Genomic DNA, 22,978 nt, shown 5'->3' on the forward strand with positions numbered 1-22,978 from the left:
GTTCGAACGGTGACGCGCGGCGTGGGCAACATCCAACCAAGAGGACCGTGCCCGTGGCAATGGTTTCCGCGGTCCGCCGGACGGCGGTCGTGACGACGACGGAGCCCGGCGGGGATGGACGGTGACCGCTCGCCGTGCCACCCTCTCGCCATGACGACGGCGGGGGTCACGCGGCAAGGATTCGGGCACCGGGTGGGGCGTCCGTTCCGCGCGACAGGTCGAGGCATCCGCTACGTCTGGGAAGGGCTCGAGCTCCTGAGCCTGGTCGTCAACGTCGGGCGCGGCCTCGTGTGGCTCGTCCGAGGAGTCGGGCGAGCGGTGTCGAGCATCGTCGACTGGTGACGACCCCGCGTGCGGCACGGAGCCGGACCTGCGACGTGCGACGCCGTCAGCGCCGCGTGCTCGCGGCCAGGTCGAAGGGCACGTGGAGCCGCCGTCCGGAGTCGAGGGTGACGGCGTAGCGGGTGTCCAGCAGCTTGGTGACCCGCCCGCGGCTGCCGCGCCAGGCGTCGTCGCCGACGAGCTCCACGCGGCTCCCGGGCGTCAGGACGGCGACACCCCTCCACGTCCACGTGAGCCGGTAGCGGCGGTCGAACTTCTTCGGGGCGCACAGGCCGCACGAGACGACGGCGTGCTTCGGCGCGCGGTGCCGGCTGTGGGTGTGCCCCCGCGGGCAGGTGCCGGTCCAGTCGCCGTCGACCTGGGCGATGGACGCGTCGAAGCAGCGCTGGGGTCGGGCGCCGATCTCGGCGGCCTTGGCCTTCCAGGTGGCGTCGTGCCCGTGGCGGTGCCCGACGAGGGCATGCGCCACCTCGTGCAGGACCGTGTCGCGCGCGTCCTCGCGGGGGAACCGGAGCATCAGCGGCTTCGACAGGGAGATGGTGCGCGACTTCCACCGCGTCGCCCCGGCCCGGCGCACCGCGCGGTCCCACGCGAACGCCCAGTCGTGCAGGCCGTGCTGGTCCATCAGCGACCGGGCGAGCACGGCCAGCTCGTCCAGCGGCATCGGGGCGCTGCCGTCCGGCGTGCCGTCGTCGATGTCGAGGGTGTCGAGCAGGTCGAGCAGGTCGTCCCCGTCCTGACCTGAGGGTCCCTGGTGCGCTCGAGCCATCCGGTGTCCGCCGCCCCGTCCGTTCAGCCTCCGGCGGAGTTCGCCGGACCGGCGACCACGGTAACGGACCGACCGCCGAGCGACAGGTGCCCCCGAGCTCGGCAGGGGAGGAGCTGCCTCACACTGTTCGTCATGACCCGAACCGGTGCGGCGCCGTGAGCCGGCAGCCGCGAGTCCGCGACCTGATCGGCTGGCGGTCGCCGGGTCCCCAGACCCGGGCCGGGCGGGTGGCACAGGGAGCCTTCGCGGCGGTGGTCGAGGTCGTGGTGGCCGGAATCCTGGTCGCTCTCGACTCCGGCGGCGGCTCTGTCGACTGGCCGCGCCCGCTCGCCCGGCGCCGCCTCCCACGCGATCCGGCGAAGGCGATCCCTGGGTTCACCTGCGCGGTCACGACGGGTACCGTGTCGTGGATGCCCGGTCAGCACGCCGACCGGCCGATGCTGCACCTGTCCGCCACCCGCGCCTGGGTCGTCCCACCCGGCCTGCCGCGCCGCGTCGACCTCGACCTCACGGCACTGCGCCTGGTCGGCATCGTGGCCGACGGTGATCTGACCGGCCCCGCCGACGACTGCACGGCGCACGTGGCCGGGGCGGACGGGGACTTCGAGCTCCACGGCCCGTGGATCGCGATCGCCTGGCTCGGTCACCTCGCCGGATGGCCGGACCCGCGCGGGTCGTGACCCGACGTCCCCCGGCGCCGCGCCGGACCTCGGTTCACTGCGGCGCGACCGGGTTGCCCAGCCGCTCGCGGGCGGTGCGGCCCCGGCGCGAGACGGGCACGCTGCCGGTGGCGCGCGCGATGCCGAAGGGCCGGGGCGCGTCGGCGTAGAGGCTCTCGTGACCGCCGGCCGGGATGGCGTAGGACTCGTGCCAGACCTGCACGGCGCCCGGCACGCGGTGCGCGCGGCGGTAGAACGCGAGCCAGGCGGGGCGGTGGCGCCGTTCGTCGGCGTTGGCATAGCGGTAGATGTCCTCGATGCTGCGCCAGTACTGCACGACGGTGACTCCGCGCAGGTCCGCGTCGATCGCCGTGCGGGCGTGGAGGAGGCCCGCGTCGGGGTCGCGGGCCAGCTCGGCGAGCATCGGCCCCATCGCGGTGAACGCGGGCAGCCACGCGTCGGGGCGCCAGGGCTTGACCACCCGCGCGCCGATGAGGAAGACGGCGAGGCTGCCCTCGTGCTGGTGGGTCGTCAGGGTGGACATGAGTGACCTCCGTGAGAACAGATAGTGCGACTCTCCAATATTGGGGAGTGCTACTCTCCAATGTCAAGAGGTCGGACGGAGGAACATGCGCATCTCAGGTCTCGCGGAACGCACCGGGGTCCCGGTCGCGACGCTGAAGTACTACCTGCGCGAGGGGCTGCTGCACACCGGTACGGCCACCGCCCGTACCCAGGCCGTGTACGACGCGACGCACGTCGAGCGGGTACGGCTGGTCCGCGCGCTCACCGACTCCGCCGGCCTGTCGCTCGGCGCGGTGCGCGAGGTCCTCGCGGTCCTGGACGACCCGCCGTCCACCCGGCACGAGCTGCTCGGTGCGGCGCAGCGCGTCATGCTCGCGCGCGAGGAGGGCCGGCAGCAGGACCGCCCCGCGCCGGGTGACGGGCCCGCCGACCGGCCCGATCCTTGGAAGGCGCGCGCCGCCGAGCTGGTCGCGACCCGGGACTGGTGTGCCGACGACGACCCGCTCGTCGCCCGCCTCGCCGACCAGCTCCGGGCCGCCGAGGCTGCGGGCATCGACCTGCCCGACGCCTACCTCGACGCCCTCGCCGAGGGGGCGGAGACGGTGGCCGCCGCGGACGTCGCGTCGGTGCCCGAGGACGGCGCCGGGGCCGTCAAGCGCGTGGTCGTCGGCACCCTGCTCACGGACCCCGTGCTGCTCACGCTCCGGCGCATGGCCCAGCAGCGGGCGAGCGCCGACGTCGCACCGGCCGACTGAGGACGCCCGCGCGCGTCGTCCCCTACGCGGGCAGCTCGAAGGGGAGCTCCAGCCCGTCGAGCACGTGCCGGCAGTGGCAGTCGTCGTCGGGCAGGTCGGCGACGACGTCGCGCAGCACGTCGGTCAGCGCGCCGACGTTGCGCGCAAACATCTCCAGCACGGCCGCGTGGGAGACTGACGAGTCGCGGTCCACGCCGGCGTCGGCGTCGGTGACGAGCGCCAGGGTCGTGTAGCAGAGTGCGAGCTCGCGGGCGACGGCCGCCTCGGGCATCCCCGTCATCCCGACGACGGTGCCGCCGTCGGCGGCGTTGCGGCGGGACTCGGCCCGGCTGGAGAAGCGCGGGCCTTGGATCACGACCATGGTCCCGCCGTCCACGGCGGGCAGCGTGCCGGCCTGTGCGGCGTTCACCGCGACGACCCGACCGCGGGGGCAGTAGGGGTCGGCGAACGGGACGTGCACCACCGTGCCGACGTCGCCGTAGACGGTGTGCTCGCGCCCCGACGTGCGGTCGATGATCTGGTCCGGCACGACGACGGTCCCCGCCCCGAGCTCCGGGACGAGCGCGCCCACGGCCGACGCGGCCACCACCTGCCGCACGCCCAGGGAGCGCAGCGCCCACAGGTTCGCGCGGTAGTTCACGCGGTGCGGCGGGATGCGGTGGTCCGCGCCGTGCCGCGGCAGGAACACGACGGGCCGTCCGCCGAACGTGCCGCGGCTGGGCGGGTCGGACGGGTCTCCGAACGGCGTCGTCACGGGAACGGGCTCGGGGTCGTCGAGCAGCCGGTACAGGCCGGGGCCGCCCAGGATGCCCACGGGTGCGGTCGGTTCGCTCACGGTCGCCACCGTAGACCGCGGCCGGGCCGGGACGAGGGCGCGACGAGGCACGACGGCGCCATCGTCAGCCGATCGTCAGGCGCCGCCGCTGTCGGGAGCCCGGGCTGCCCGGGATGCTGGGGTGATGCGCATCCTCGTCACCGGCGGGGCCGGCTTCATCGGCTCCGCCGCCACCGCTGCCCTGGCCGCCGCCGGGCACGACGTCCTCGTCCTCGACTCCCTGCGGCCGGACGTGCACGGCGCACGAAGCCGTCACGCAGGGTCTCCGCACCCCGCCCTCCCGGACGGCGTCCCGCTCGTCCACGCGGACGTGCGGGACGCCGACGCCGTGCGCGGGGCGCTCGCCGCGTGCGACGCCGTCGTGCACCTGGCTGCGAAGGTCGGGCTCGGCGTGGGCATCGGCGACATCGACGACTACGTGTCCTCCAACGACCTCGGCACGGCGGTGCTGCTGCGCGCGGCCGCCGACGCCGGCTCCCGCCCGCCGCACGTGGTGTACGCGAGCTCGATGGTCGTCTACGGCGAGGGGGCGTACGCGTGCGACGAGCACGGGCCGACGAGCCCGCCGCCGCGCTCGGAGACGGACCTGGCCGCGGGCGTCTTCGACCCCCGGTGCTGGGCGTGCGGACGCGTCCTGCGTCCCGGGCTCGTGGGGGAGGACGCCCCGGCCGACCCCCGCAACGTGTACGCCGACACGAAGGCGCACGGGGAGCGGCTGCTCGCCTCGTGGACGCGGGCCACGGGCGCCACCGCGACCGCGCTGCGCTTCCACAACGTCTACGGGCCGGGGATGCCGCGCGACACCCCCTACGCCGGGGTCGCGTCGATCTTCCGGTCCGAGGCGGAGCACGGGCGGGCGCCGAAGGTCTTCGAGGACGGCGGGCAGCGCCGCGACCTCGTGCACGTGGACGACGTCGCACGCGCCGTCGTCGCCGCCGTCGAGCAGCCGCAGGCCGCCGGGCGGGTGGAGGCGTTCAACGTCGGGTCCGGCACCGTCACGACGATCGGGGAGGTCGCGCGCCTGGTCGCGGCGCTGCTCGACGCCCCCGCCCCGGTCGTCACCGGCGAGTGGCGGGCGGGCGACGTCCGGCACGTCACCGCGTCGAGCGCCAAGGCGCGCACGGTCCTGGGCTGGCACGCCCGCACCAGCCTGGCCGAGGGGCTCGCCCAGCTCGTCGCCTGAGGGGGCGTCAGCCCGCGGCGGGCAGCCGTACCTCGACGCGGCACCCCTCGTCGGCGGACGCGACGTCCAGGGTGCCGCCGTGCCGGTCCACGACCTGGTCCACGAACGCCAGCCCCAGGCCGTCGGCGCCGTCGGCCGCCCCGCCGGCCTGGAAGCCGGGCCGGGTCACGTGCGGCAGCGCGTCGGCGGGGATGCCGCCGCAGGTGTCGCGCACGACGACACGTGCGGCACCGTCGACGACCGCCGCCTCGACCGTCACGACGCCGCGCGCCGCACCGGAAGGGCGCGGCGCGCCGGTCCCGCTCGCACGCACGGCGTTGGTCACCAGGTTGTCCAGCACGCGCTCGAGGTCGTCCGGGTCCCCCAGGACGAGCACCTCGTCGCGCACGTCCAGGCGCAGCTCGACACCGACGGACCGTGCCACGGGGCGCGCGTGCGCGGCGACCCGGTCGAGCACGTCCGCCATGTCGACCGCGCGCGACTCGGGGCGCTCGCGCGGCCGGTCGTGGCGGGCGAGCTCCGACAGGTCGTCGATCATCCGGGCCATGCGCTCGGTCGCGGCGACGATCCCGTCCAGCGCGGGGGCCGGGTCGGCGAACACGCCGTCGCGCAACCCCTCGGCCGCCGCGCGCACCCCGGCGAGCGGCGAGCGCAGGTCGTGGCTGACGAACGCGACCACCTCGCGGCGGGCGGCCTGCGCGGCGCGCTCGCTCTCGCGGGCCGCGTCGAGCCGCACCCTCGTCTCCTCCAGGTCCGCGACGACGCGCGCCAGCTCGGCGGTCGCGGGCACCGTGACGGGCACCGTGCCCAGGTCCACGCCCGCAGCGCCGCCCGTCGCGCCCGCTGGGCGACCGGCCTCGCGGGCCTCGGACTCGTCCGCGAGACGTCGGGCGAGGACCCGGACCTGGCGCGCGTCCTCGGCCACCGTGCGGCCCAGCACGACCGCGATGACCGCGGCGAGCACCGAGGACGCGCCCAGCACCAGCCGCACCACGCCCGCGTCGTGCTCGGACAGGAACATCGCGGAGACGTTGATGGACAGGGCCAGCACCACGGCCGCGAACGGCACGAGCGCGGCGAGGACCAGCGCGAGCACGAGGGACACCCGCCGGGCTCCGCGGACCGCCCACGCCCCGAGGAGGCCCACCACGACCGCACAGCCCGCGGTGACCGCGAGCATGAACCCGGTGTCGGTCATCCGGCCACCACCCGGTGGTCGGCGTCGGCGTCCGCGCCCGCGGCGGGTGCCGCGAGCGCGTACCCGGAACCGCGCAGGTTGACGATGAGGGTGGGTTCCGCGGGGTCGTCCTCGAGCTTGGCCCGCAGCCGCCGCACGTGCACCATGACGGTCGAGTCGTCGCCGAAGCTCCATCCCCACACGCGGCGCAGCAGCTCGGCGCGGCCGAACGGCCGTCCCGGCTGGCACGCGAGGAAGTGCAGCAGGGCGAACTCCCGCGGCGTCAGCGCGACGACGCGCCCGTGGTACGTCGCGGTGCGGTCCGCGCCGTCCACCACGAGGTCGCCGGCGACCACCCGGGTCGGGGCCTTCTCGACAGGACCGGGACCGCGGCGAAGGAGCGCCTCGACCCGCAGCACGAGCTCGCGAGCGTCGAACGGCTTCACGACGTAGTCGTCGGCGCCGACCTCGAGGCCGCCGACGCGGTCGTCCACCGCGCCGAGCCCGGACAGCAGCAGCACCGGCGTCCCGTCGCCCTGCTCGCGCCGCCGGGCGAGCAGCTCCAGGCCCGAGCGGCCGGGCAGGCGCACGTCGAGCACCACGGCGTCCGGCTCCCAGGTCCGCCACGTGCGCTCGCCCTCGACCGCGTCGGTCGCCGTGCGCGCCGCGTGCCCGGACGCCGTCACGTGCGCGGCGACGCTCGCCGCGGTGAGGGGGTCGTCGTCCACGACGAGGACGCGCGACACCGTGCCGCGCGAGGTCTCCGCGCGGTCGTCTCCCGCCGCTGTGCTCATGCCAGCACAGTAGCCCGGCGACCGTGCGCGCCGGTCGCGAGCACAGGCCCGGTGGCGCCCCGGCGAGCGACCGTCAGCCGATCGTCAGGTCCGTCCACGGCGCCGGTGCGGCCCGCCGCTCGTACGGTCGGGGGGTGACGAACCTCCGACCGCCCGGGCCGCCCGCACCCGAGCGTGCCGTCGACCTCGCGGGGACCGCCCCGCCCGGCGTCGACGTCGTGCTGCCGTGCCTCGACGAGGCGCAGGGCCTCGCCTGGCTGCTGCCGCGGCTGCCCGCCGGGATGCGCGCCGTCGTCGTCGACAACGGGTCGACCGACGGGTCCGCGGACGTCGCGCGGGCGCACGGGGCGCTCGTCGTGCCCGCGCCCGTGCGTGGCTTCGGGGCGGCGTGCGACGCCGGGCTGCGCGCCGCCACGGCCGACGTCGTCGCGTTCTGCGACGCCGACGCGAGCCTCGATCCCGCCGACCTGCCCCGCGTCGTCGACCCCGTCGCCCGCGGCGACGCCGACCTCGTCCTCGGGCGCCGCCTGCCCGAGCCCGGCGCGTGGCCCTGGCACCTGCGCCTCGCCAACCGGGAGGTCGCGCGGCGCGCCCGCCGGCGCACCGGCGCCGACGTGCACGACCTCGGCCCGATGCGCGCCGCACGCCGCGAGGCTCTCCTCCGGCTCGACCTCGCGGACCGCCGCTCCGGGTACCCCCTCGAGATGCTCGTCGCCGCCGCCGACGCCGGATGGCGCGTCCACGAGGTCGGTGTGCCGTACCGGCCGCGCGTCGGACGCTCGAAGGTGACGGGCACCCCGCTCGGCGCGTGGCGTGCCGTGCGCGACATGTCGCGGGTGCTCGCGTCGTGACGGGCCGCGACCTGCCCGTCGAGCTGCCCGTCGACCCGCCCCGCACGATCGTCGTGCTGGCCAAGGCCCCCGTGCCCGGCCGCGTGAAGACACGCCTCACGAGCCGGCTCACCCCCGAGCAGGCGGCCGACGTCGCCGCCGCGGCGCTCGCGGACACGTGCGAGGCGGTCGCAGCGCTGCCGGGGGAGCACGTGCTGGTGCTCGACGGCGTGCCCGGTCCGTGGGTGCCGCCCGGCTTCACCGTGCTCCCGCAGCGGCCCGGCGGCCTCGACCGCCGCCTGGCCGGGGCGTTCGGCGACGTGCTCGCGAGCCACCCCGGCCCGGCGTTCCTCGTGGGGATGGACACGCCGCAGCTCGGACCGCTGCTGCCGCGGGTCGACCTCGCGGGGCACGACGCCGTGCTCGGGCTCGCGCCCGACGGCGGCTACTGGGCCATCGGTCTGCGTGCCCCCGACCCGGCCCTCTTCCTCGACGTGCCGATGTCGGTGCCGACCACGGGTGCCGCGCAGCTCGCGCGGCTGCGCTCCCACGGCCTGAGCGTGGGCCTGCTGCCGCAGCTGCGGGACGTCGACGAGCCCGACGACGCCGAGGCCGTGGCGCGTGCGGCGCCCGGCACGCGGTTCGCGCGCCGGTGGTACGCCGCGGTGCGGGCCGGCGCGGTGCAGGACGGCGCCGTGCAGGACGGTACGCGGCGGATCGCCTCATGACGGTGTCCGCCGCACGGCGGCACCACCCCGTCGTGCTCTACGAGGCCGCCCTCGGCGGCGTCCCCGTGATGGTGGAGCAGGAGGACGGGGCCCGCCCGCTCGACGTCAGCACGTGGGCAGCGCCCGCCACGGCGTCGGACGACGTGCTGCTCGCGCGCTGCGTGGGCCCCGTGCTGGATGTCGGCTGCGGCCCCGGCCGGCTGGCCGCCGAGCTCGGCCGCCGCGGGGTGCCGTGCCTCGGGATCGACGTCTCGCGGGCGGCCGTGCGCCAGGCGCGCGACCGCGGCGCCGTCGCGCTGCGGCGTGCGGTCGAGGCGGCGCTGCCCGGGGAGGGGCGCTGGGGGACCGTGCTGCTGGCGGACGGGAACATCGGTATCGGCGGCGACCCGTCCGCGCTGCTGCGGCGGTGTGCCGAGCTCGTGCGCCCGGGGGGCGGCGTCCTCGTCGAGACCGACCCCGACCGGGAGGCGTGCGACCTGTCGCCCGTCGTCCTGCGGGCCGCCGACGGGCGGCACAGCCACGCGATGCCGTGGGCCCGGCTGGGCGCCGACGCGCTGCGGGACGTGGCCGCCGGCGTCGGCCTCAGCGTGGCCGAGGAGTGGACGGCCGCCGGCCGGACCGCCGTCGTCCTCCGGAAGTCCGCGCCCCCGGGTCCCGACCTGCGCTGAGGAACGCGCCGGCCACGACCCCGGCGCCCACGACGAGCACCACGGTCGCGACGGCCGGCCACGGCTCGTGCGGCACCACCGACCAGTTCCGGCGGTCGGCCGCCCCGGCGAGCAGGGCGACCGACAGGACCGCGAGGGCGCCCGCCGCGAGCAAGCCCCCGCGCAGCGGGCCCCGCCACACCGCCGGGACGCGGGGGAGCACCAGCGCGCCGACCGCGACGGCCACGGGGGCGAGGACGGCGTCGTGCACCACCACCCCGCCGGCGAGCCAGGTGAGGGCGGACAGCCACTGCCCCTGCGGGACGGTGGACCACGCCGTCCACAGGCCGAAGCCGAGCAGCGCCGCACCCCCCGCGACCAGCACCCGACGCCAGGTGCGCACCGCCCGGTCCCCGCTCACGCCGCACCTCCCGCAGCACCGGAGGCGGAGAGCACCGTGATCCGCCCGACCCACTTGGTCTGCAGCACCCCGGGCCGGTTGGGCGCGACCACCCGCGCGGGGAAGCCGTGGTCGAGGTCCAGGTCCTCGCCGCCCAGGCGCAGCGCGAGGAGGGTGTCGTCCGACGCGATCCAGGCCGCGGGCAGCACCGACTCGCGGTACGACCCGCCCTCCTGCAGGCTCTCGACCCGCACGTCGTCACGGTCCGTGCCGCCGACGAGCTGCACGAGGTCGCGCACGCGCACCCCGCTCCACGTCGCGGTGGCGCTCCACCCCTCCACGCACGCGATCGGCACGACGGCGGTGGCCTGCGCGAGCGCGAGGAGGTCGGCGCGCGCCAGCTCGCGCGCGCCGCCCGGCCCGTCGAGCCGGAGCCGCCAGGCCGGGTCGGCCGCCGCGGTCTCCACCCCGGCGGACCGCGCCGTCTTGTTCACCGGCAGTCCCTGCGGCCCCACGCGCGGGTCGCGTGGCGCGAGGAGCGCGACCGGCGCGAGCGGGCGGACGGTCTGGCCGACGGTGAGCGCGACGACGCCCAGGGTCGTCACGGCCACGGCGGCGAGGAACCCGCGACGGGTGGTCGCGCCGTCCTCGTCCTGTCCCTCCCGCACCTCCGGCGCGTCCGGCCGTGGGGCGTCCTCGCCGACCGGCCGGCGCAGGGCGGCGACGATCACGGGCAGCTTGACGCCGACGTGCACGACCACCGAGCCCACGACCACCCAGGACGCCGCGTAGTGCACCGCGACGAAGCTGAACCGCCACGGGTACACCTGGAACACGTTGAGCACGCCGGTGACGATCTGGAAGGTGGTCGCCGCGACGAGCACCGCGACGGACGCGCGCTCGACCGCGTGCAGGAGCCCGCGCACCGGGGGCCGCTCGAACAGCCGCGGGTACGCCGTGTACAGCTTGGCGAGCAGCAGCGGCACGCACGCGAACCCGACGGCGACGTGCGTGCCCTGCGTGAGCCGGTACCCCCAGGACGGCGTCGGACCCCACGGCAGGGGCAGCCACGCCACGGGGTGCTGGGACAGGTGCGACACCAGCCCGGTGAGGAACAGGACGACGACGGCCGACCCCAGCAGGACGCCGACCCGCGCCACGACCCGCGGGTCGTGCACCGGCGAGCGGAAGTCGTCGGTTCGGGGCGGCACGAGGCGGCGCGCCGGGTCGCCGGGAGGCGTCGGGCGGACCTCGGGGAAGGGCATGTCCCGAGCCTAGGAGCGGATCTCCGGCCGGGACCTGACGGCTGTCTGACGCCCAGCCGCCGTCATCCGCCGTCAGTCACCACGGCGACCGCAGCACGGTCGCCAGCGCGATCGCGGCGAGCCCCTGTGCGCCGCACCACCACCGCCACGACGCGAGCCGGGCCGGGTCGACGAGCGTGGCTGCGGCGGGAGCCACCCAGCACGCGAGCGGCAGCCAGATCCGCTCCACCTCGCCGCGCTCGAACCCCAGGACCGCGCCGAGCAGGGCGGAGGCGACGGCCACCAGGACCAGGGCGCGCGTCGCGGGGTCCAGCCGGCGTGCCCCCAGGAGGCCGGCGGTCCCGGCGGGACCGACGAGGACCGCCAGCAGCACGACGTCCGCCAGGAGGAAGTAGAGGTACGGGCGGCCCGTGCCCGAGCCTGCCCCCCACTGCTCGTGCGTGGCCGCCAGCCCGTCCCACAGCCACAGCCCTGCGGCACCCCAGGCGAGGACGGTGGCGAGGACGACGGCGCCCGCGACGACCGTCGGCGCCCACCGCCGGGTGACGAACGGGACGACGAGCGCGACGACGCCCATGTGGAGCAGGCCGTAGGAGAGGAACGGGCACGCCCCCAGGAGGACCCCCGCGCCGACGGCCGCCGTCCACCGGACGCCGGGACGTGCCGTCGTCGACGCGACGGCGAGTGCCGCGACACCCCAGGCGAGGACGGCGGCGAAGAGCGCGTCCGCGCTGGTGGCGACCCACAGCGCGGCGGGCGCGAGCACGACCGCCGGAAGGGCGCGGCGGGCGGTTCCCTCGCCGGGGGCGCCACCCAGCCGGCGGAGCGTGATCGCGACCGCGACCAGCGCGCTGGCACCGGCGGTGACGACGACGGCGGTGGCCCAGCCCGCGCCGGCGAGCCCGAGCCGGTCCAGCCCGGCGAGCAGGAGCACGAAGCCGGGCGGGTGCCCGCGCACGTGGATGGGCTGGTCGGGCAGTCGCGCGGTCAAGGTACGGACGAAGGCTGCCGGGTCCGCGGCGGCCGCCGGGACGGCGGGCAGGTACTCGTGCGGGCCCGCGAGGGGCGCGGCGAGGTCGTCCCACGACACCAGGGCGCCGAGCGCGAGGGCGAAGGCCAGGGCGCCACCACCGGCGGCGGCCAGCAGGGCGGGCCAGCGCAGGGTCGTCGCGAGGCGCGGGCCGAACGCCACGACGGCCACGGCGACCGCCACGGCGACGGCCGTGCCGACCCCGGCACGAACGTCCCAGTGTCCGACGAACGGTTCGGCGCCCGTGAGCAGCACGACGCCGTCCTGGCCGCGCAGCGCGTGCGCCCATGCCGCGAGCGCGCCCACCGCGGCGGCGAGCCCGGCCACGGTCAGGGCGGGCAGCTCCCACGCGGCGCGCGGGCGGTCGGGCGCGTGCGGCACGCGGACCTCCTCGGGACGGCTGCTCCGACGCTACCGGCGCTGGTCTGCGGGGACCGGGCGCGGCGGGTCACCGGCACCTGACGGTGTGCTGACGGACGGCGCCCTCCGGGACGGGTCCCGAGGTCGGCGTCGTCAGTGGCCGGCGCCGAGCCTGCCGGCCAGGCGGTCGAGCCGTTCGGTGCTGTCGGCGTTCAGCCCGCGGAACTCGACGACCTTCCCGTGCGCGGCGTACTTGTGCTGCACGGCGTCGAGGGCGGCGACGGTCGAGGCGTCCCACACGTGCGCGTTCGTCATGTCGATCACGACGCGGTGGGGGTCGGCGGTGTAGTCGAACTGGTAGACCAGGTCGTTCGAGGAGGCGAAGAAGAGCTCGCCGTCGACGGCGTAGACGCGTTCGTCGTCGGCGTCCTCGGCGTCGAGGCGGCGGACCGTGGTCAGGTGGGAGACCCGCTGGAGGAACAGGACCGCGGCGACGACCACACCGACGAGGACGCCGTAGGCGAGGTTGTGGGTGAGGACGGTGACGACGACGGTGGCGAGCATGACCGCCGTCTCGGACTTGGGCATCCGCCGCAGGGTGGACGGCTTGATGGAGTGCCAGTCGAAGGTGCCGACGGACACCATGATCATCACGGCGACGAGGGCGGCCATCGGGATGATCGCGACGACGTCGCCGAGCCCGACGACGAGGGCGAGCAGGAAGGCGCCGGCGAGGAAGGTCGACAGGCGGGTCCGGGCGCCCGAGGCCTTCACGTTGATCATGGTCTGGCCGATCATGGCGCAGCCGCCCATGCCGCCGAAGAAGCCCGTGACGAGGTTGGCCACGCCCTGGCCCCACGTCTCGCGGGTCTTGTCGGAGTGGGTGTCGGTGATGTCGTCGACCAGCTTGGCGGTCAGGAGCGACTCGATGATCCCGACGAGGGCCATCGCGAGGGCGAACGGCGCGATGATCCGCAGGGTCTCGAGGTTGAGGGGCACGTCGGGCAGGAGCAGCGAGGGCAGCGACTCGGGCAGCTGGCCCTCGTCCCCGACGGTCGGGACGTTGATCGCCGCGAGCACGGTGGCGGCCGTCAGGAGCACGATCGCGACGAGGGGTGCCGGGATGATCGTGGTCCAGCGCGGCAGCAGCACCATGACGACCAGGCCGACGACCACGAGTGCGTAGATGAGCCAGCGGTTGTCGGCGGAGACCTTGTCGCCGAACAGGTGCGGCAGCTGCGCGGTGAAGATGAGGATCGCGAGCGCGTTGACGAAGCCGACCATGACGGAGCGCGGGATGAAGCGCATGAGCCTGGCGACCCCGACCAGGCCGAGGACGATCTGGAACACCCCGGCGAGGATCACCGTCGCGACGAGGTAGTCCGTGCCGTGCTCGCGCACCACGGGGGCGACGACGAGCGCGACCGCGCCGGTGGCGGCGGAGATCATGGCGGGCCGGCCGCCGACGAACGAGATGGTGACCGCCATCGTGAAGGCCGCGAACAGGCCGATGCGCGGGTCGACGCCCGCGATGATCGAGAAGGCGATCGCCTCGGGGATCAGCGCGAGGGCGACGACGAGTCCCGCCAGGACCTCCGTGCGCAGGGTCCGGGCGGAGCTGAACGCGGCCCGGAACGACCCGGACGCCGTCGCCTCGGGCGCTCCGGCGGCGGGGGCCGGTCGCGGGGCGGGCGGGGGCACGGGGGTGCGGGGGGCGTCGGGCACGCGGGATTCCTTCGGGACTGCGAGCGGGGGAGGGCGTCGGCGGAAGGCTCGGACGCGGCAGCAACTCTACCCTGACGTGAGGGTAGAGTTCACCTGCCCGCATCGGGGACAATCGGGACCCATGGACGGGCGAAGCGACGACACCACCGGGACGACGGCGGGCACGATGCACATCGGTGCCGTCGCCGAGCGCACGGGCCTGTCCCTGCGGACCCTCCGGCACTACGACGACGTCGGCCTCCTGCGCCCGTCCGGGCGCACGGACGGCGGGTTCCGGCTCTACACCGAGCGCGACGTCGAGCGGCTCCTCGTCGTCCGGCGGATGAAGCCGCTCGGGTTCACCCTCGAGGAGATGAGCGACCTGCTCGACCTCGTCGACCGTCTCGACGCCGCGGACGGGCCGGACGTCGACGACCTCGACGAGACGCGCACCCGGCTCGCGGACTACGTCGCCCGGGCGGAGGAGCGGCGCGCCGACCTCGCGCGCAAGCTCGACATGGCCGACGAGTTCATCGGCCTCCTGCGGTCCCGCCGGCGCTGACACCCGGCAGTCCTACCCACGACCAGGACGATCTTGCGCCGGACTGCCGGGTGTCCGCATCGGGTCCGACGTAGCGACCTGACCTGCGACCCGACCGGGGCTCAGGCAGCGGCCTGCTCGAGGGTCGCCGCGGCCCGTTCCGGGCTGCCCTCGGCGAGCCCGCGCTCGATGGCGCCGCGGGTCGCGGCGAGCAGCACGAGGCCGACGAGGCACACGACGACCTCGGTCACGGTGAGCGCCCAGATGATGCCGGGCAGCCCGAACCAGAGGTTGCCGAGGATGACGACGGGGATGAACAGCACCCCCTGGGACACGGACATGACGATGGCGGGCACCGCGCGCCCGGTCGCCTGGAAGAGCGACGTGACCAGGCCGGCGAAGGCGTTGGCGATCATGGCCACGAGCTGCGCGGTGAGGATGGTGGCGCCGATCGTCAGGACGGCGGGGTCGGCGACGAACACCGAGAAGACCTGGTCGCGCAGCAGGAACACCGTGACGGCGAACAGCAGCCCGACGCCGCCCACGGTGAGCGTGGACACGCGGAGTGCCGCGGCGAGGCGGCCGCGGTCGCCCTTGCCGTACGAGTAGGCGAGGAGCGGCAGCACGCCGAGGGTGACGCCCATCAGCAGGAACTCGGGCACCTGCGCGATGCGGACGGCGACCCCCATCGCGGCGAGCGGGCCGTCCCCGTACGCCGCGGCGAGGTTGTTGAGCACCAGCGCGGTGACGATGAGGAACGACGCCTGCAGCAGCTCGCCGACCCCGACGCCGAAGACGGGCTTGAGCACGGCGGGGGAGAGGGTGAACCAGCGGGGCGCGAGGCTCATGTGCTCGCTGCGCCGCGTGAGCCACAGGGCGAAGTAGGCGACGACGGCGAGGTTCGACAGACCGGTGGCCAGCGCGACGCCCGCCACGCCCCAGTGCAGGACGAGGACGAGCACGACGTCGAGCAGCAGGTTCGCGACCGTGGACGCGACGAGCCCGATCATCACCTGGCGTGCGGCGCCTTCCGCGCGGACGAGCTGCTCGAGGCAGAACGCGGCCGTGAGGACGGGCACGAAGGCCAGCATGACGGCGACGTACGTGGTGGTCGCCGCCGCCGTGGCCGCGTCCGCGCCGAGGAGCGTGACGAGGGGCTGGAGGAAGATGAGCCCGGCGGCGCCGAGCAGCGCGCCGGCGGCGACCGCGCCCCAGAGGGCGAACGACGAGACGTGCCGGATCTGCCGCGCCTGGGCGGGGTCCTGCTCGGCCGCGCCCAGCAGCCGCGAGACGAGCGCACCGCCGCCGACGCCGAACACCCCACCGACGGCCATGACGAGACCGAGGATCGGTGTGCCGAGCGTGACCGCGGCGAGCAGGGCGTTGTCGTGGAGCGAGCCGATGAAGCCGGCGTTGATGACGTTGTAGACGGCTCCGACGATCATCGCTGCGGCCATCGGCACGCACAGGTGCACCAGGGCGCGGACGATGGGGGCCGAGGCGAGGTACCAGCGGTCGGTGCCGACGCTGTCGGCGGCCGCGTCCTTCTGGTCGGGACCGGTGGCGGTGGTGGGGTTCGGGAGGTCGGTGGTGCTCATGGCTGCTCCTTTCCTGGGCAGGCTCGAGCGCACGCCGACGACACGTCGGCGCGGAGGCAGGGGAAAGTAGGGCGACGTCCGAAGGCGTGGGGTGGGGCGTGGGCGTGCGTCCCGGACGCGCCGGAGCGCCGGCGGGTCAGTCCCGCGTGGGCGGAGGCAGCTCCGCGACGACCTTGGTCAGGAGGGATCGCAGGGTGTCGCGCTCGGTGGTGTCCAGGGGGGCGAGGATCGTCTCGTCCACGGCGGCGATCGCGTCGGTGAAGCCCGCGATGAGCGCGGCACCCTCGGCGGTGGTGTGGACGCGCTTGACGCGCGCGTTGCCGGGCTCGGGCCGGCGTTCGACGAGGCCGCGGCGCTCGAGACCCTGCAGGAGGCTCGTGACGCTCGCGGCGCTCGTGCGGCTGACCTCGGCGATGTCGCGCTGGATCGCGCCGGGGTTCTGGACCAGGTAGCCGAGCACGAACGACTGCTCGTGGCTGAGCCCGCGCTCGCGGATCCATTCCTCGGCGGCCTTGCGCTGCGCCCAGCCGATCCAGCGGACGAGCTCGAGGCTGGAGGTGGGCACGGGCTGCTCGGTCATGATGAGAACTCTAACCGTTAGAGATCTAAGTGTCAACGACGCCGACGGCCGTCAGTGCCGCACCGCGTCGTCGAGGGCCGGAGCGAGCTCGGGCCAGCGGAACTCGAAGCCGGACTCCTGGAGCCGTGCGGGCAGCACCCACCGGCTCTTGAGCACCAGCTCGGACTCGTTGCGCAGCACCCACATCGCGGGCTCCAGCAGCCAGCGCGGCGCGGGGATCCCGACCGGCATGCGGACGGTCCGGCGCAGCTGGGCCATGAAGGTGCGGTTGTCCACGGGGTGCGGCGCCGCGACGTTGACCGGGCCGGACAGGTCGCTCTCGTCGATGAACCGGACCGCGCGGAGCACGTCGTCGACGTGCACCCACGAGAACATCTGCCGGCCGTGGCTGTGGTGGGTCGGTGCCGGCCCGCCGGTGGGGTGGTCACCGATGCCGCGGTAGCGGCGGTGCCTGAACCAGCGCCCGTCGATCTGGGGGCCCCCGACGCCGAGCCGGGCGACGCGCGCGAGCAGGTCGGACGCCGGTCCGCCCAGCACGATCGCCATGCGCAGGGCCACGCGCCGGGTGGCGGGCAGGTCGCCGTCGAAGAAGGCGTCCTCCCAGCTGCGCGCGACGTCGACGGAGAACCCTGTGCCGAGCTCGCCGTCGTCCTCGGTCTGCGGGCGGTCGAGGGCGTAGCGGTAGATGGTCGCCGTGCTGGCGTTGAGCCAGAGCCGCGGAGGACGGGCCGCGCGGGTGACGGCGTCGTGGAGCGCTCGGGTGGTCGCCACCCGCGAGCGCAGGATCTCGTCCCGGTTCGCGTCGGTGTAGCGGCAGCCGACGCTCTTGCCGGCCAGGTTCACCAGCAGGTCTGCCCCGTCGACGACGCGCGCCAGGGCGTCGTCGACGTCCCACCGCGCGTCCGGCCCGTCCCGCCCCACGCGCAGGACGTCGTACCCCTGCTGGACGAGGTCGCCCGCGAGCGCGGTGCCGAGGAAGCCGCTCGCCCCGGTGACGACAGCGCGCCGGCGCTCGGGGGAGGGGGAAGAGGGCGTCATGGAGGGAGCTCCCTGTCGGGCGAGTCAGTCGGGCGAGTTCGTCGGGCGGGTTCGTCGTCGACCCTCGCCCGGCGACCGAGCTCGACTCGGCCTGCGCGTGGGTCACGTGCTGGTCGTCGATCCAAGCAGAAGCCGGCGCCCAAGGCACCAGGGACGCGGAGGGGGACCCGGGCCGGGCCGGGCCAGGTCGGCGTCGGGCCTCCGGGTCAGGCGGCCGGCCGCGGGGGAGCCAGCGAGACGAGACCGGCCACGAGCGCCACCGCGGCGGCGAACCAGTAACCGGCGGAGAACGTGTCGAAGCCGGGGGTCACGAGAGCGGCGGCGGCGATGCTCGAGACAGCGGAGACGCCGGTCGCCGCACCGAACTCGTGGAAGGTGCTCAGCAGGCCGGAGCCCACGCCGGCCTCCTGCGGCTGTACGGCGGAGAAGAGGCTCCCGGCCGCCGCGACGAACACGGCTCCGACACCGAGCCCGGCGACGCACGTCCCCACGACCAGGACCGTCATCGAGAAGATCCCGGCGGCGGCGGCCAACCCGGTCGCGGCGACGAGGAGCCCGGCGACCGAGACCGTGCGCACGCCGTGCCGCGGCAGCACCCGGCCGGCCAGCTGGGACCCCAGGATCGTGCCGAGCGCGACGGGCAGGAACGACAGCCCCGTCTCGAGCGGGCTGAACCCGTGCAGCTGCTGCAGGGCGAAGGAGCCGAGGAAGAACACCGAGATCATCAGCGCGGTCGCGACGAGGATCAGGCCGAGACCTCGCGCCACGGGTCGTCGGGTGGGCAGGGCCGGGTCCAGGAGCGGTGCGGCGGCGGTGCGCAGGCGCAGCACGAGCAGCGTGTAGCCGACGGCCCCGCCGGCGAGCGCGCCCAGGGTGGGGCCGCTGAGCCAGCCGTGGTCTCCGGCCGCGACGAGGCCGTAGACGACGGACGCGGTCGCGAGCGTGGCGAGGGCGGCGGCCGGCACGTCGAGACGGCCGCCCGAGCCGGGCCACGGGCGCACCGTGCGGTGCAGGGCGAGGAGCAGGGCGGCTCCGACGGGGACGTTGACGTAGAAGACCCAGGGCCACCCCGGGCCCGACGTGAGGAGGCCGCCCACGAGGACGCCGACCGCGGCCCCGGCGCCGCCGAGGGCGGACCAGACACCGAGCGCGCGGGAGAGCTCGGCCCCGCTGAAGGTGCGCACGACGACCGACAGCGCCGCGGGCGACATCGCCGCCGCGCCGACGCCCTGGAGCGCGCGGGCGAGCAGCAGGGTCTCCGCCGTGCCGGCCAGCCCGGCGAGCAGGGAGGCGGCGGTGAACAGCGCCAGCCCGGCGAGCACCACGCGACGCGGGCCGACGACGTCGGCCGTCTTGCCGCCGAGCAGCATGAGGCCGCCGAAGACCAGCGCGTACACGCTCGCCACCCAGGTCAGCCCGGCGCGGTCGAGGCCGAGGTCGGCGCCCATGTCGGGCAGGGCGATGGCGACGACCGTGACGTCGACGATGAGCATGAGCTGGGCGACGCCCAGCAGGCCGAGGATGCGCCAGCGCCGGGGATCGGGCGCGGCGGACGGGCCTGGGGTGGTGGTCTCCGGAGCGGTCATGGCGTCGACCCTCTCGCTAACTCGAACACGGGTGTTCAAGTAAGTTAACTCGAACACGCCTGTTCGACAAGAGGTGCGCACGTGTCGCGCGGGGCGAACGGCGCGGTGAGGTCAGGCGGCGAGGGCGGCCAGGGTCGTGTCGCGGACGAGCGCCGGGGCCTGGTCGGCGGTGATCTCGCCGCGGTGCACCGCGGCGGAGGCGCCATGGAGGATCGCCTGGATCACGCTGAGCTGCCAGTCGACCGGCATGTCGTCGCGCAGTGCCCCGGCGGCGCGGCCGCGCTCGAGCACGCGGCGCACCCGTGCGGCGGGCTCCTCGTGGGCACGGTGCATCCCCTCGGGTGGCAGCGCCTGCGTCGCGGCGACCACGAGCGCGCCGTACCGGTGGGTCAGGTGCCAGGTCACCTCCAGCAGGCGGCCGAGCGCCTCCCGCGGGTCGCCGTCGAGGTCCACCCGCGCGAGCTCCTCGTCGGTTCGGGCGATGGCGCGGTCCGCGACCTCCCGCACGAGCGTCGCCCGGGAGTCGAAGTGGCCGTACAGGGTGACGCGACCGACGCCTGCGGCCCGCGCGATCTCGTTGACGCTCGCCTCCGGGTCGGTCGCCAGCAGCCGTGTGGCCGCCGCGACGATCGCCTCGATGTTGCGGACCGCGTCGGCCCGCCGGGTGCGGTCCGGAGCGGGGGTGGGCGTCGTCGGCGTCGTGGCCACCGGGTACCTCCAAGCTGGACGGAGGCGTCCAGGTTAGCGCCGTGACGCTCGTCCGGGGGTCGTCGCATCGACCGGGCCCTTGTCCTTAACTCGAACTCGAGTGTACGGTTTAGCGATCAGGGATCGCGAGGTCCAGGACGCCGTCGTCCGAGGCGCCGGGCGGCGGCCGCCACGTCGGCGAGCGGGAGCGGGAAGACCATGACCCAGGACCAGGTGCACGGGTCGTCGAGCACCGAGGGTGCTCGCCGCTCGCTCTTCGCCAGGCTGTGGCCCGCGGCGCTCGGCGTCCTGGTCGCCGCCGGCACGACGGTAGGGCTCGCTGACGCGCGCGACGCGGTCCCCGTGCTCGCGGCATCCGGCCTCGTCTACGTCGCGGCGGCGGCGCTCGCGCGCCCCGGCGCGGCCTGGGTGGCGTTCGGGGTGTCCTTCGTGCTGATCGGCGTCGCGAAGGTCACCGACCTGGACCCGACGGTGTGGATGATCGCCCTCGCCGTGGTGCTGGCGGTCATCGGGCTCGCGCGCGGCCGGGTCCGGCCGCCATGGTCGCTGCCGCTGCAGTCCGCTGCGATGGTGGTGCTCGCCGCCGTCGCTCTGCTCGCCGTCCGCGCGGACGCCCTGGGTGGCGGTCTGCTCGTGGCGGCGGGCCTGCTCGCGCACGCGGCCTGGGACACCTACCACCACCGCACCGGGCGCGTGGTCGGGCACACGATGGCGGAGTTCTGCGGCGTGCTCGACGTGCTCCTGGCGGTGACGCTCGTCGTCCTCGTGGTGACGGCGCGAGGGGGTACGTGAGGGGCTACAGCTCGACCTCGACCTCGCGGCGGACGTCGCGCTCGGGTTCGAGCACGAAGAGCCGCGACACGACGGCGCGGTAGAGGCGCATGTCGGAGGGCGCGACGACGCGCTCCACCGGCCAGGAGCCCAGACCCTCGGCGCGGGACCGGCGGTCGAAGACGGCGAGGCATCGCGCCCGCTCGGCCGCCGGCACCTCGCCGGCCGTGGCCTCCGCGTACACCGCGCGCGTGCGCCCGTCGACGGGCACGGGGGTCTCGAAGACCACCAGCCCCACCGTCGGACGCGACCCGAGGTTGGCCGAGTGCCGGGTCGTCGCCCTGGAGACCCAGACCAGCTCCCGCCCCTCCCGGGCGTACCAGACCGGCGTGGGCCACGGGCGCCCGTCGACGTCCGCGGACGCCAGGACCAGGTAGCGGCCGTCGTCGAGGACGCGGCGCGCCAGCGTGGCGTCGTCCTGCGGTCCGGTGTCGTCGGTGCGCGCCATCACGGCCTCCTTGCCGTCCGTCCCTGAGCGTCATCGCCCATGCTGGCACGCGTCCGCCCCGTCAGCGCCGCAAGGCGGAGAGGACGTCGTCGTAGTGCGCGTTCTCCATGACGCCGAGCACGTTGCCGAACGGGTCGACGACGGCTGCGGTGACGAAGCCCGGCCCGCGCTCGACCGGCTCCTCGTAGGGGGCGGCGCCGAGATCCAGCAGCCGCGCGTGGGCGGCGCGTGCGTCGTCGACCGCCCAGTAGGCGACCGCACCCCCGGCGTGGTCCGGCTGCGGGGGAGCGAAGCGCCGGTCCATGAGGCCGAGCTCGTGCTGGTAGTCGCCGAGGCGGAACTCGGCGTAGGCGAGCGTTCCCCCGGCGTCCCGGGCGAAGTAGGCCTCGGTGCCGAGCACCTCGGCGTACCAGTCGCGAGCCGCCGCGACGTCGTCGGCGAGGTAGGTGATGGTCGTCAGTCCGCGCAGCATGTCGGCTCCTCGGTCGGTGCTCATCAGGCCGGTCGACCCGATGAGCACCACTCTGGTCGTCAAAGTGCTCATCCTCTGACCACTTTTCGCGGCAGTCTCGGACGATGCGCGCCGACCGGCTCATCCAGGTCCTGCTCCACCTGCAGTCGCGCCCCCGCGTGACGGCGGCCGAGCTCGCCGAGGCCCTCGAGGTCTCGGTCGCGACCGCACGCCGGGACCTGGAGGCCCTGTCTGCCGCGGGGGTGCCGGTCTACCCACAGCCGGGGCGCGGCGGCGGATGGTCGCTGCTCGGCGGCGCGCGCACCGACCTCAGCGGTCTCGCCGCCCCCGAGGCCCGCGCCCTGTTCCTGCTCGCCGGACCGGGTGCCAGGTCCTCCGGCGACGCACGAGCCGCCCTGCGCAAGCTGGTCCGCGCACTGCCCGCCACCTTCCGTGCCGAGGCGGAGGCGGCCGCCGCGGCCGTCGTCGTCGACCCCGAACGGTGGAGCGCGGCCGGCCGGACCCGGCCGCCCGAGGTGGACGACCTGCAGCGCGCCGTCGTCGAGCGGCGGCGGGTGCGGCTCGACTACACGGGCGCGACCGGCCGGTCCTCCCGGCGTGTCGTCGACCCCTGGGGGCTCGTCGACAAGGACGGGACCTGGTACCTCGTCGCGGGCACGGAGCGCGGGCCGCGCACGTACCGGGTCGACCGCGTCCGCGCGGTCGAGGTCACGGGCGACCCGGCATCGGTGCCCGAGGGCCTCGACCTGCAGGCCGAGTGGCGGCGCGTCGTGCACGAGGTCGAGGAACGGCGCTCCGCGACATGGGCGACCGTGCTCGTCGCCCCCGAGCACGTCGACGTGCTGCGCGCCCAGTTCGGGCGGCACGTCGAGGAGGACGAGGGCGGCGACCCGCACGACGGCCGGGTCCGGGTGCGGGTCGCCGCGCCCACGCCCCTGGACGTCGCACGGCACCTGGCCGGCTGGGGCGCGCAGGCACGCGTCGTGAGCCCGCCCGAGGTGCGCGCCGAGCTCGCCCGCCTGGGACGAGAGCTGGTGCGGGAGCACGGGACGCCCGCGCCGACGTGAGGTCGGCGCGGGGGGGGCGGGCCGGGGGGGGCGGTGAGGCGCCCCCCCCCAACCCCCGCGGCCGCCGGGCGGGGGGGGGGGCCAACATACCGCGCGGCCCGGGCGC

At 75.7% G+C, this 22,978-nt stretch carries 26 protein-coding genes; 10 read left to right on the forward strand and 16 right to left on the reverse strand.

The genetic code is table 11. The features are described from left to right. Positions 1-150: 150 nt before the first annotated feature. Entirely contained in the window at positions 151-342 is a 192-nt protein-coding gene (locus ACWGKI_RS01295) for a hypothetical protein (RefSeq protein ID WP_452184036.1), read from the forward strand. Positions 343-388: 46 nt separating this feature from the next. Here ACWGKI_RS01295 and ACWGKI_RS01300 read toward each other — a convergent pair whose 3' ends face one another. Next, positions 389-1,111 carry a SprT-like domain-containing protein gene (locus tag ACWGKI_RS01300; RefSeq protein ID WP_452184038.1) on the reverse strand — a complete coding sequence of 241 codons (723 nt, stop codon included), beginning with the start codon at positions 1,109-1,111 and terminating at the stop codon, positions 389-391. Positions 1,112-1,521: 410 nt separating this feature from the next. Here ACWGKI_RS01300 and ACWGKI_RS01305 point away from each other — a divergent pair, with 410 nt between their 5' ends. Then, positions 1,522-1,791 (forward strand): hypothetical protein, encoded by a 270-nt coding sequence (locus ACWGKI_RS01305; protein WP_452184040.1) that lies wholly within the window; start codon positions 1,522-1,524, stop codon positions 1,789-1,791. 34 nt (positions 1,792-1,825) lie between these two features. Here ACWGKI_RS01305 and ACWGKI_RS01310 read toward each other — a convergent pair whose 3' ends face one another. Next, a complete protein-coding gene (locus ACWGKI_RS01310) occupies positions 1,826-2,314 on the reverse strand; it encodes a DUF4188 domain-containing protein (protein WP_380240181.1) in 489 nt (162 codons plus the stop codon). Between the two features lie 85 nt (positions 2,315-2,399). On the opposite strand from ACWGKI_RS01310, the gene ACWGKI_RS01315 reads away from it, so the two are divergent. Next, positions 2,400-3,050 carry a MerR family transcriptional regulator gene (locus ACWGKI_RS01315; RefSeq protein WP_452184042.1) on the forward strand — a complete coding sequence of 217 codons (651 nt, stop codon included), beginning with the start codon at positions 2,400-2,402 and terminating at the stop codon, positions 3,048-3,050. A gap of 22 nt (positions 3,051-3,072) precedes the next feature. On the opposite strand, the gene ACWGKI_RS01320 is transcribed toward ACWGKI_RS01315, so the two are convergent. Continuing rightward, positions 3,073-3,885 carry an S-methyl-5'-thioadenosine phosphorylase gene (locus tag ACWGKI_RS01320; RefSeq protein WP_452184044.1) on the reverse strand — a complete coding sequence of 271 codons (813 nt, stop codon included), beginning with the start codon at positions 3,883-3,885 and terminating at the stop codon, positions 3,073-3,075. Positions 3,886-4,009: 124 nt separating this feature from the next. Between ACWGKI_RS01320 and ACWGKI_RS01325 the strand changes: the two genes are divergently transcribed. Further along, complete coding sequence (locus tag ACWGKI_RS01325; RefSeq protein WP_452184046.1) at positions 4,010-5,068, forward strand: NAD-dependent epimerase/dehydratase family protein; 1,059 nt, start codon at positions 4,010-4,012, stop codon at positions 5,066-5,068. Between the two features lie 7 nt (positions 5,069-5,075). Here ACWGKI_RS01325 and ACWGKI_RS01330 read toward each other — a convergent pair whose 3' ends face one another. Further along, positions 5,076-6,266: an ATP-binding protein gene (locus tag ACWGKI_RS01330; protein ID WP_380240173.1), complete on the reverse strand. Its 1,191-nt coding sequence runs from the start codon at positions 6,264-6,266 to the stop codon at positions 5,076-5,078. Further along, positions 6,263-7,039 (reverse strand): response regulator transcription factor, encoded by a 777-nt coding sequence (locus ACWGKI_RS01335; protein ID WP_380240171.1) that lies wholly within the window; start codon positions 7,037-7,039, stop codon positions 6,263-6,265. Before ACWGKI_RS01335 ends, ACWGKI_RS01330 begins: the two co-directional genes overlap by 4 nt. Positions 7,040-7,257: 218 nt before the next feature. On the opposite strand from ACWGKI_RS01335, the gene ACWGKI_RS01340 reads away from it, so the two are divergent. The 3 genes from ACWGKI_RS01340 to ACWGKI_RS01350 are packed head-to-tail and all read left to right on the forward strand — an operon-like array spanning position 7,258 to position 9,265. Continuing rightward, positions 7,258-7,890: a glycosyltransferase family 2 protein gene (locus tag ACWGKI_RS01340; protein ID WP_380240365.1), complete on the forward strand. Its 633-nt coding sequence runs from the start codon at positions 7,258-7,260 to the stop codon at positions 7,888-7,890. After that, entirely contained in the window at positions 7,887-8,597 is a 711-nt protein-coding gene (locus tag ACWGKI_RS01345; RefSeq protein ID WP_452184049.1) for a TIGR04282 family arsenosugar biosynthesis glycosyltransferase, read from the forward strand. Before ACWGKI_RS01340 ends, ACWGKI_RS01345 begins: the two co-directional genes overlap by 4 nt. Further along, a complete protein-coding gene (locus tag ACWGKI_RS01350; RefSeq protein ID WP_452184051.1) occupies positions 8,594-9,265 on the forward strand; it encodes a class I SAM-dependent methyltransferase in 672 nt (223 codons plus the stop codon). The genes ACWGKI_RS01345 and ACWGKI_RS01350 overlap by 4 nt, the downstream gene beginning before the upstream one ends. On the opposite strand, the gene ACWGKI_RS01355 is transcribed toward ACWGKI_RS01350, so the two are convergent. From ACWGKI_RS01355 to ACWGKI_RS01370, 4 genes are all read right to left on the reverse strand, one after another. Next, on the reverse strand, positions 9,180-9,665 hold the full coding sequence (locus tag ACWGKI_RS01355) for a hypothetical protein (RefSeq protein ID WP_452184053.1): 486 nt from the start codon (positions 9,663-9,665) through the stop codon (positions 9,180-9,182). The genes ACWGKI_RS01350 and ACWGKI_RS01355 overlap by 86 nt on opposite strands. Continuing rightward, complete coding sequence (locus ACWGKI_RS01360) at positions 9,662-10,909, reverse strand: molybdopterin-dependent oxidoreductase (RefSeq protein ID WP_452184055.1); 1,248 nt, start codon at positions 10,907-10,909, stop codon at positions 9,662-9,664. Before ACWGKI_RS01360 ends, ACWGKI_RS01355 begins: the two co-directional genes overlap by 4 nt. A gap of 76 nt (positions 10,910-10,985) precedes the next feature. Beyond that, positions 10,986-12,320, reverse strand: coding sequence for a hypothetical protein (locus ACWGKI_RS01365; protein WP_452184057.1), 1,335 nt, complete (start codon positions 12,318-12,320; stop codon positions 10,986-10,988). Between the two features lie 132 nt (positions 12,321-12,452). After that, positions 12,453-14,024 carry a SulP family inorganic anion transporter gene (locus ACWGKI_RS01370; RefSeq protein WP_452184059.1) on the reverse strand — a complete coding sequence of 524 codons (1,572 nt, stop codon included), beginning with the start codon at positions 14,022-14,024 and terminating at the stop codon, positions 12,453-12,455. Positions 14,025-14,145: 121 nt separating this feature from the next. Here ACWGKI_RS01370 and ACWGKI_RS01375 point away from each other — a divergent pair, with 121 nt between their 5' ends. After that, on the forward strand, positions 14,146-14,565 hold the full coding sequence (locus ACWGKI_RS01375) for a MerR family transcriptional regulator (RefSeq protein ID WP_452184061.1): 420 nt from the start codon (positions 14,146-14,148) through the stop codon (positions 14,563-14,565). 101 nt (positions 14,566-14,666) lie between these two features. On the opposite strand, the gene ACWGKI_RS01380 is transcribed toward ACWGKI_RS01375, so the two are convergent. From ACWGKI_RS01380 to ACWGKI_RS01400, 5 genes are all read right to left on the reverse strand, one after another. After that, positions 14,667-16,142: an MATE family efflux transporter gene (locus tag ACWGKI_RS01380; protein ID WP_452184063.1), complete on the reverse strand. Its 1,476-nt coding sequence runs from the start codon at positions 16,140-16,142 to the stop codon at positions 14,667-14,669. 136 nt (positions 16,143-16,278) lie between these two features. Continuing rightward, positions 16,279-16,722, reverse strand: a complete 444-nt coding sequence (locus tag ACWGKI_RS01385) for a MarR family winged helix-turn-helix transcriptional regulator (RefSeq protein WP_452184065.1) — start codon at positions 16,720-16,722, stop codon at positions 16,279-16,281. Between the two features lie 51 nt (positions 16,723-16,773). After that, positions 16,774-17,760 (reverse strand): epimerase, encoded by a 987-nt coding sequence (locus ACWGKI_RS01390; RefSeq protein ID WP_452184067.1) that lies wholly within the window; start codon positions 17,758-17,760, stop codon positions 16,774-16,776. Between the two features lie 206 nt (positions 17,761-17,966). Then, complete coding sequence (locus ACWGKI_RS01395; protein WP_452184069.1) at positions 17,967-19,346, reverse strand: MFS transporter; 1,380 nt, start codon at positions 19,344-19,346, stop codon at positions 17,967-17,969. A 111-nt stretch (positions 19,347-19,457) separates the two neighbouring features. Continuing rightward, entirely contained in the window at positions 19,458-20,054 is a 597-nt protein-coding gene (locus ACWGKI_RS01400) for a TetR/AcrR family transcriptional regulator (RefSeq protein ID WP_380240147.1), read from the reverse strand. A 198-nt stretch (positions 20,055-20,252) separates the two neighbouring features. On the opposite strand from ACWGKI_RS01400, the gene ACWGKI_RS01405 reads away from it, so the two are divergent. Further along, the gene (locus ACWGKI_RS01405; RefSeq protein WP_452184071.1) at positions 20,253-20,846 is read left to right on the forward strand and encodes a hypothetical protein; all 594 of its coding nucleotides are present in this window, start codon (positions 20,253-20,255) and stop codon (positions 20,844-20,846) included. A gap of 4 nt (positions 20,847-20,850) precedes the next feature. Here ACWGKI_RS01405 and ACWGKI_RS01410 read toward each other — a convergent pair whose 3' ends face one another. Together ACWGKI_RS01410 and ACWGKI_RS01415 are read right to left on the reverse strand one after the other, a co-directional pair. After that, a complete protein-coding gene (locus ACWGKI_RS01410; protein WP_452184073.1) occupies positions 20,851-21,333 on the reverse strand; it encodes a pyridoxamine 5'-phosphate oxidase family protein in 483 nt (160 codons plus the stop codon). Positions 21,334-21,394: 61 nt separating this feature from the next. Further along, entirely contained in the window at positions 21,395-21,868 is a 474-nt protein-coding gene (locus ACWGKI_RS01415) for a VOC family protein (protein ID WP_452184075.1), read from the reverse strand. A 41-nt stretch (positions 21,869-21,909) separates the two neighbouring features. On the opposite strand from ACWGKI_RS01415, the gene ACWGKI_RS01420 reads away from it, so the two are divergent. Continuing rightward, complete coding sequence (locus tag ACWGKI_RS01420; RefSeq protein ID WP_452184077.1) at positions 21,910-22,872, forward strand: helix-turn-helix transcriptional regulator; 963 nt, start codon at positions 21,910-21,912, stop codon at positions 22,870-22,872. Positions 22,873-22,978 lie beyond the last annotated feature (106 nt).

The sequence above is a fragment of the Isoptericola sp. NPDC055881 genome (assembly GCF_053615895.1).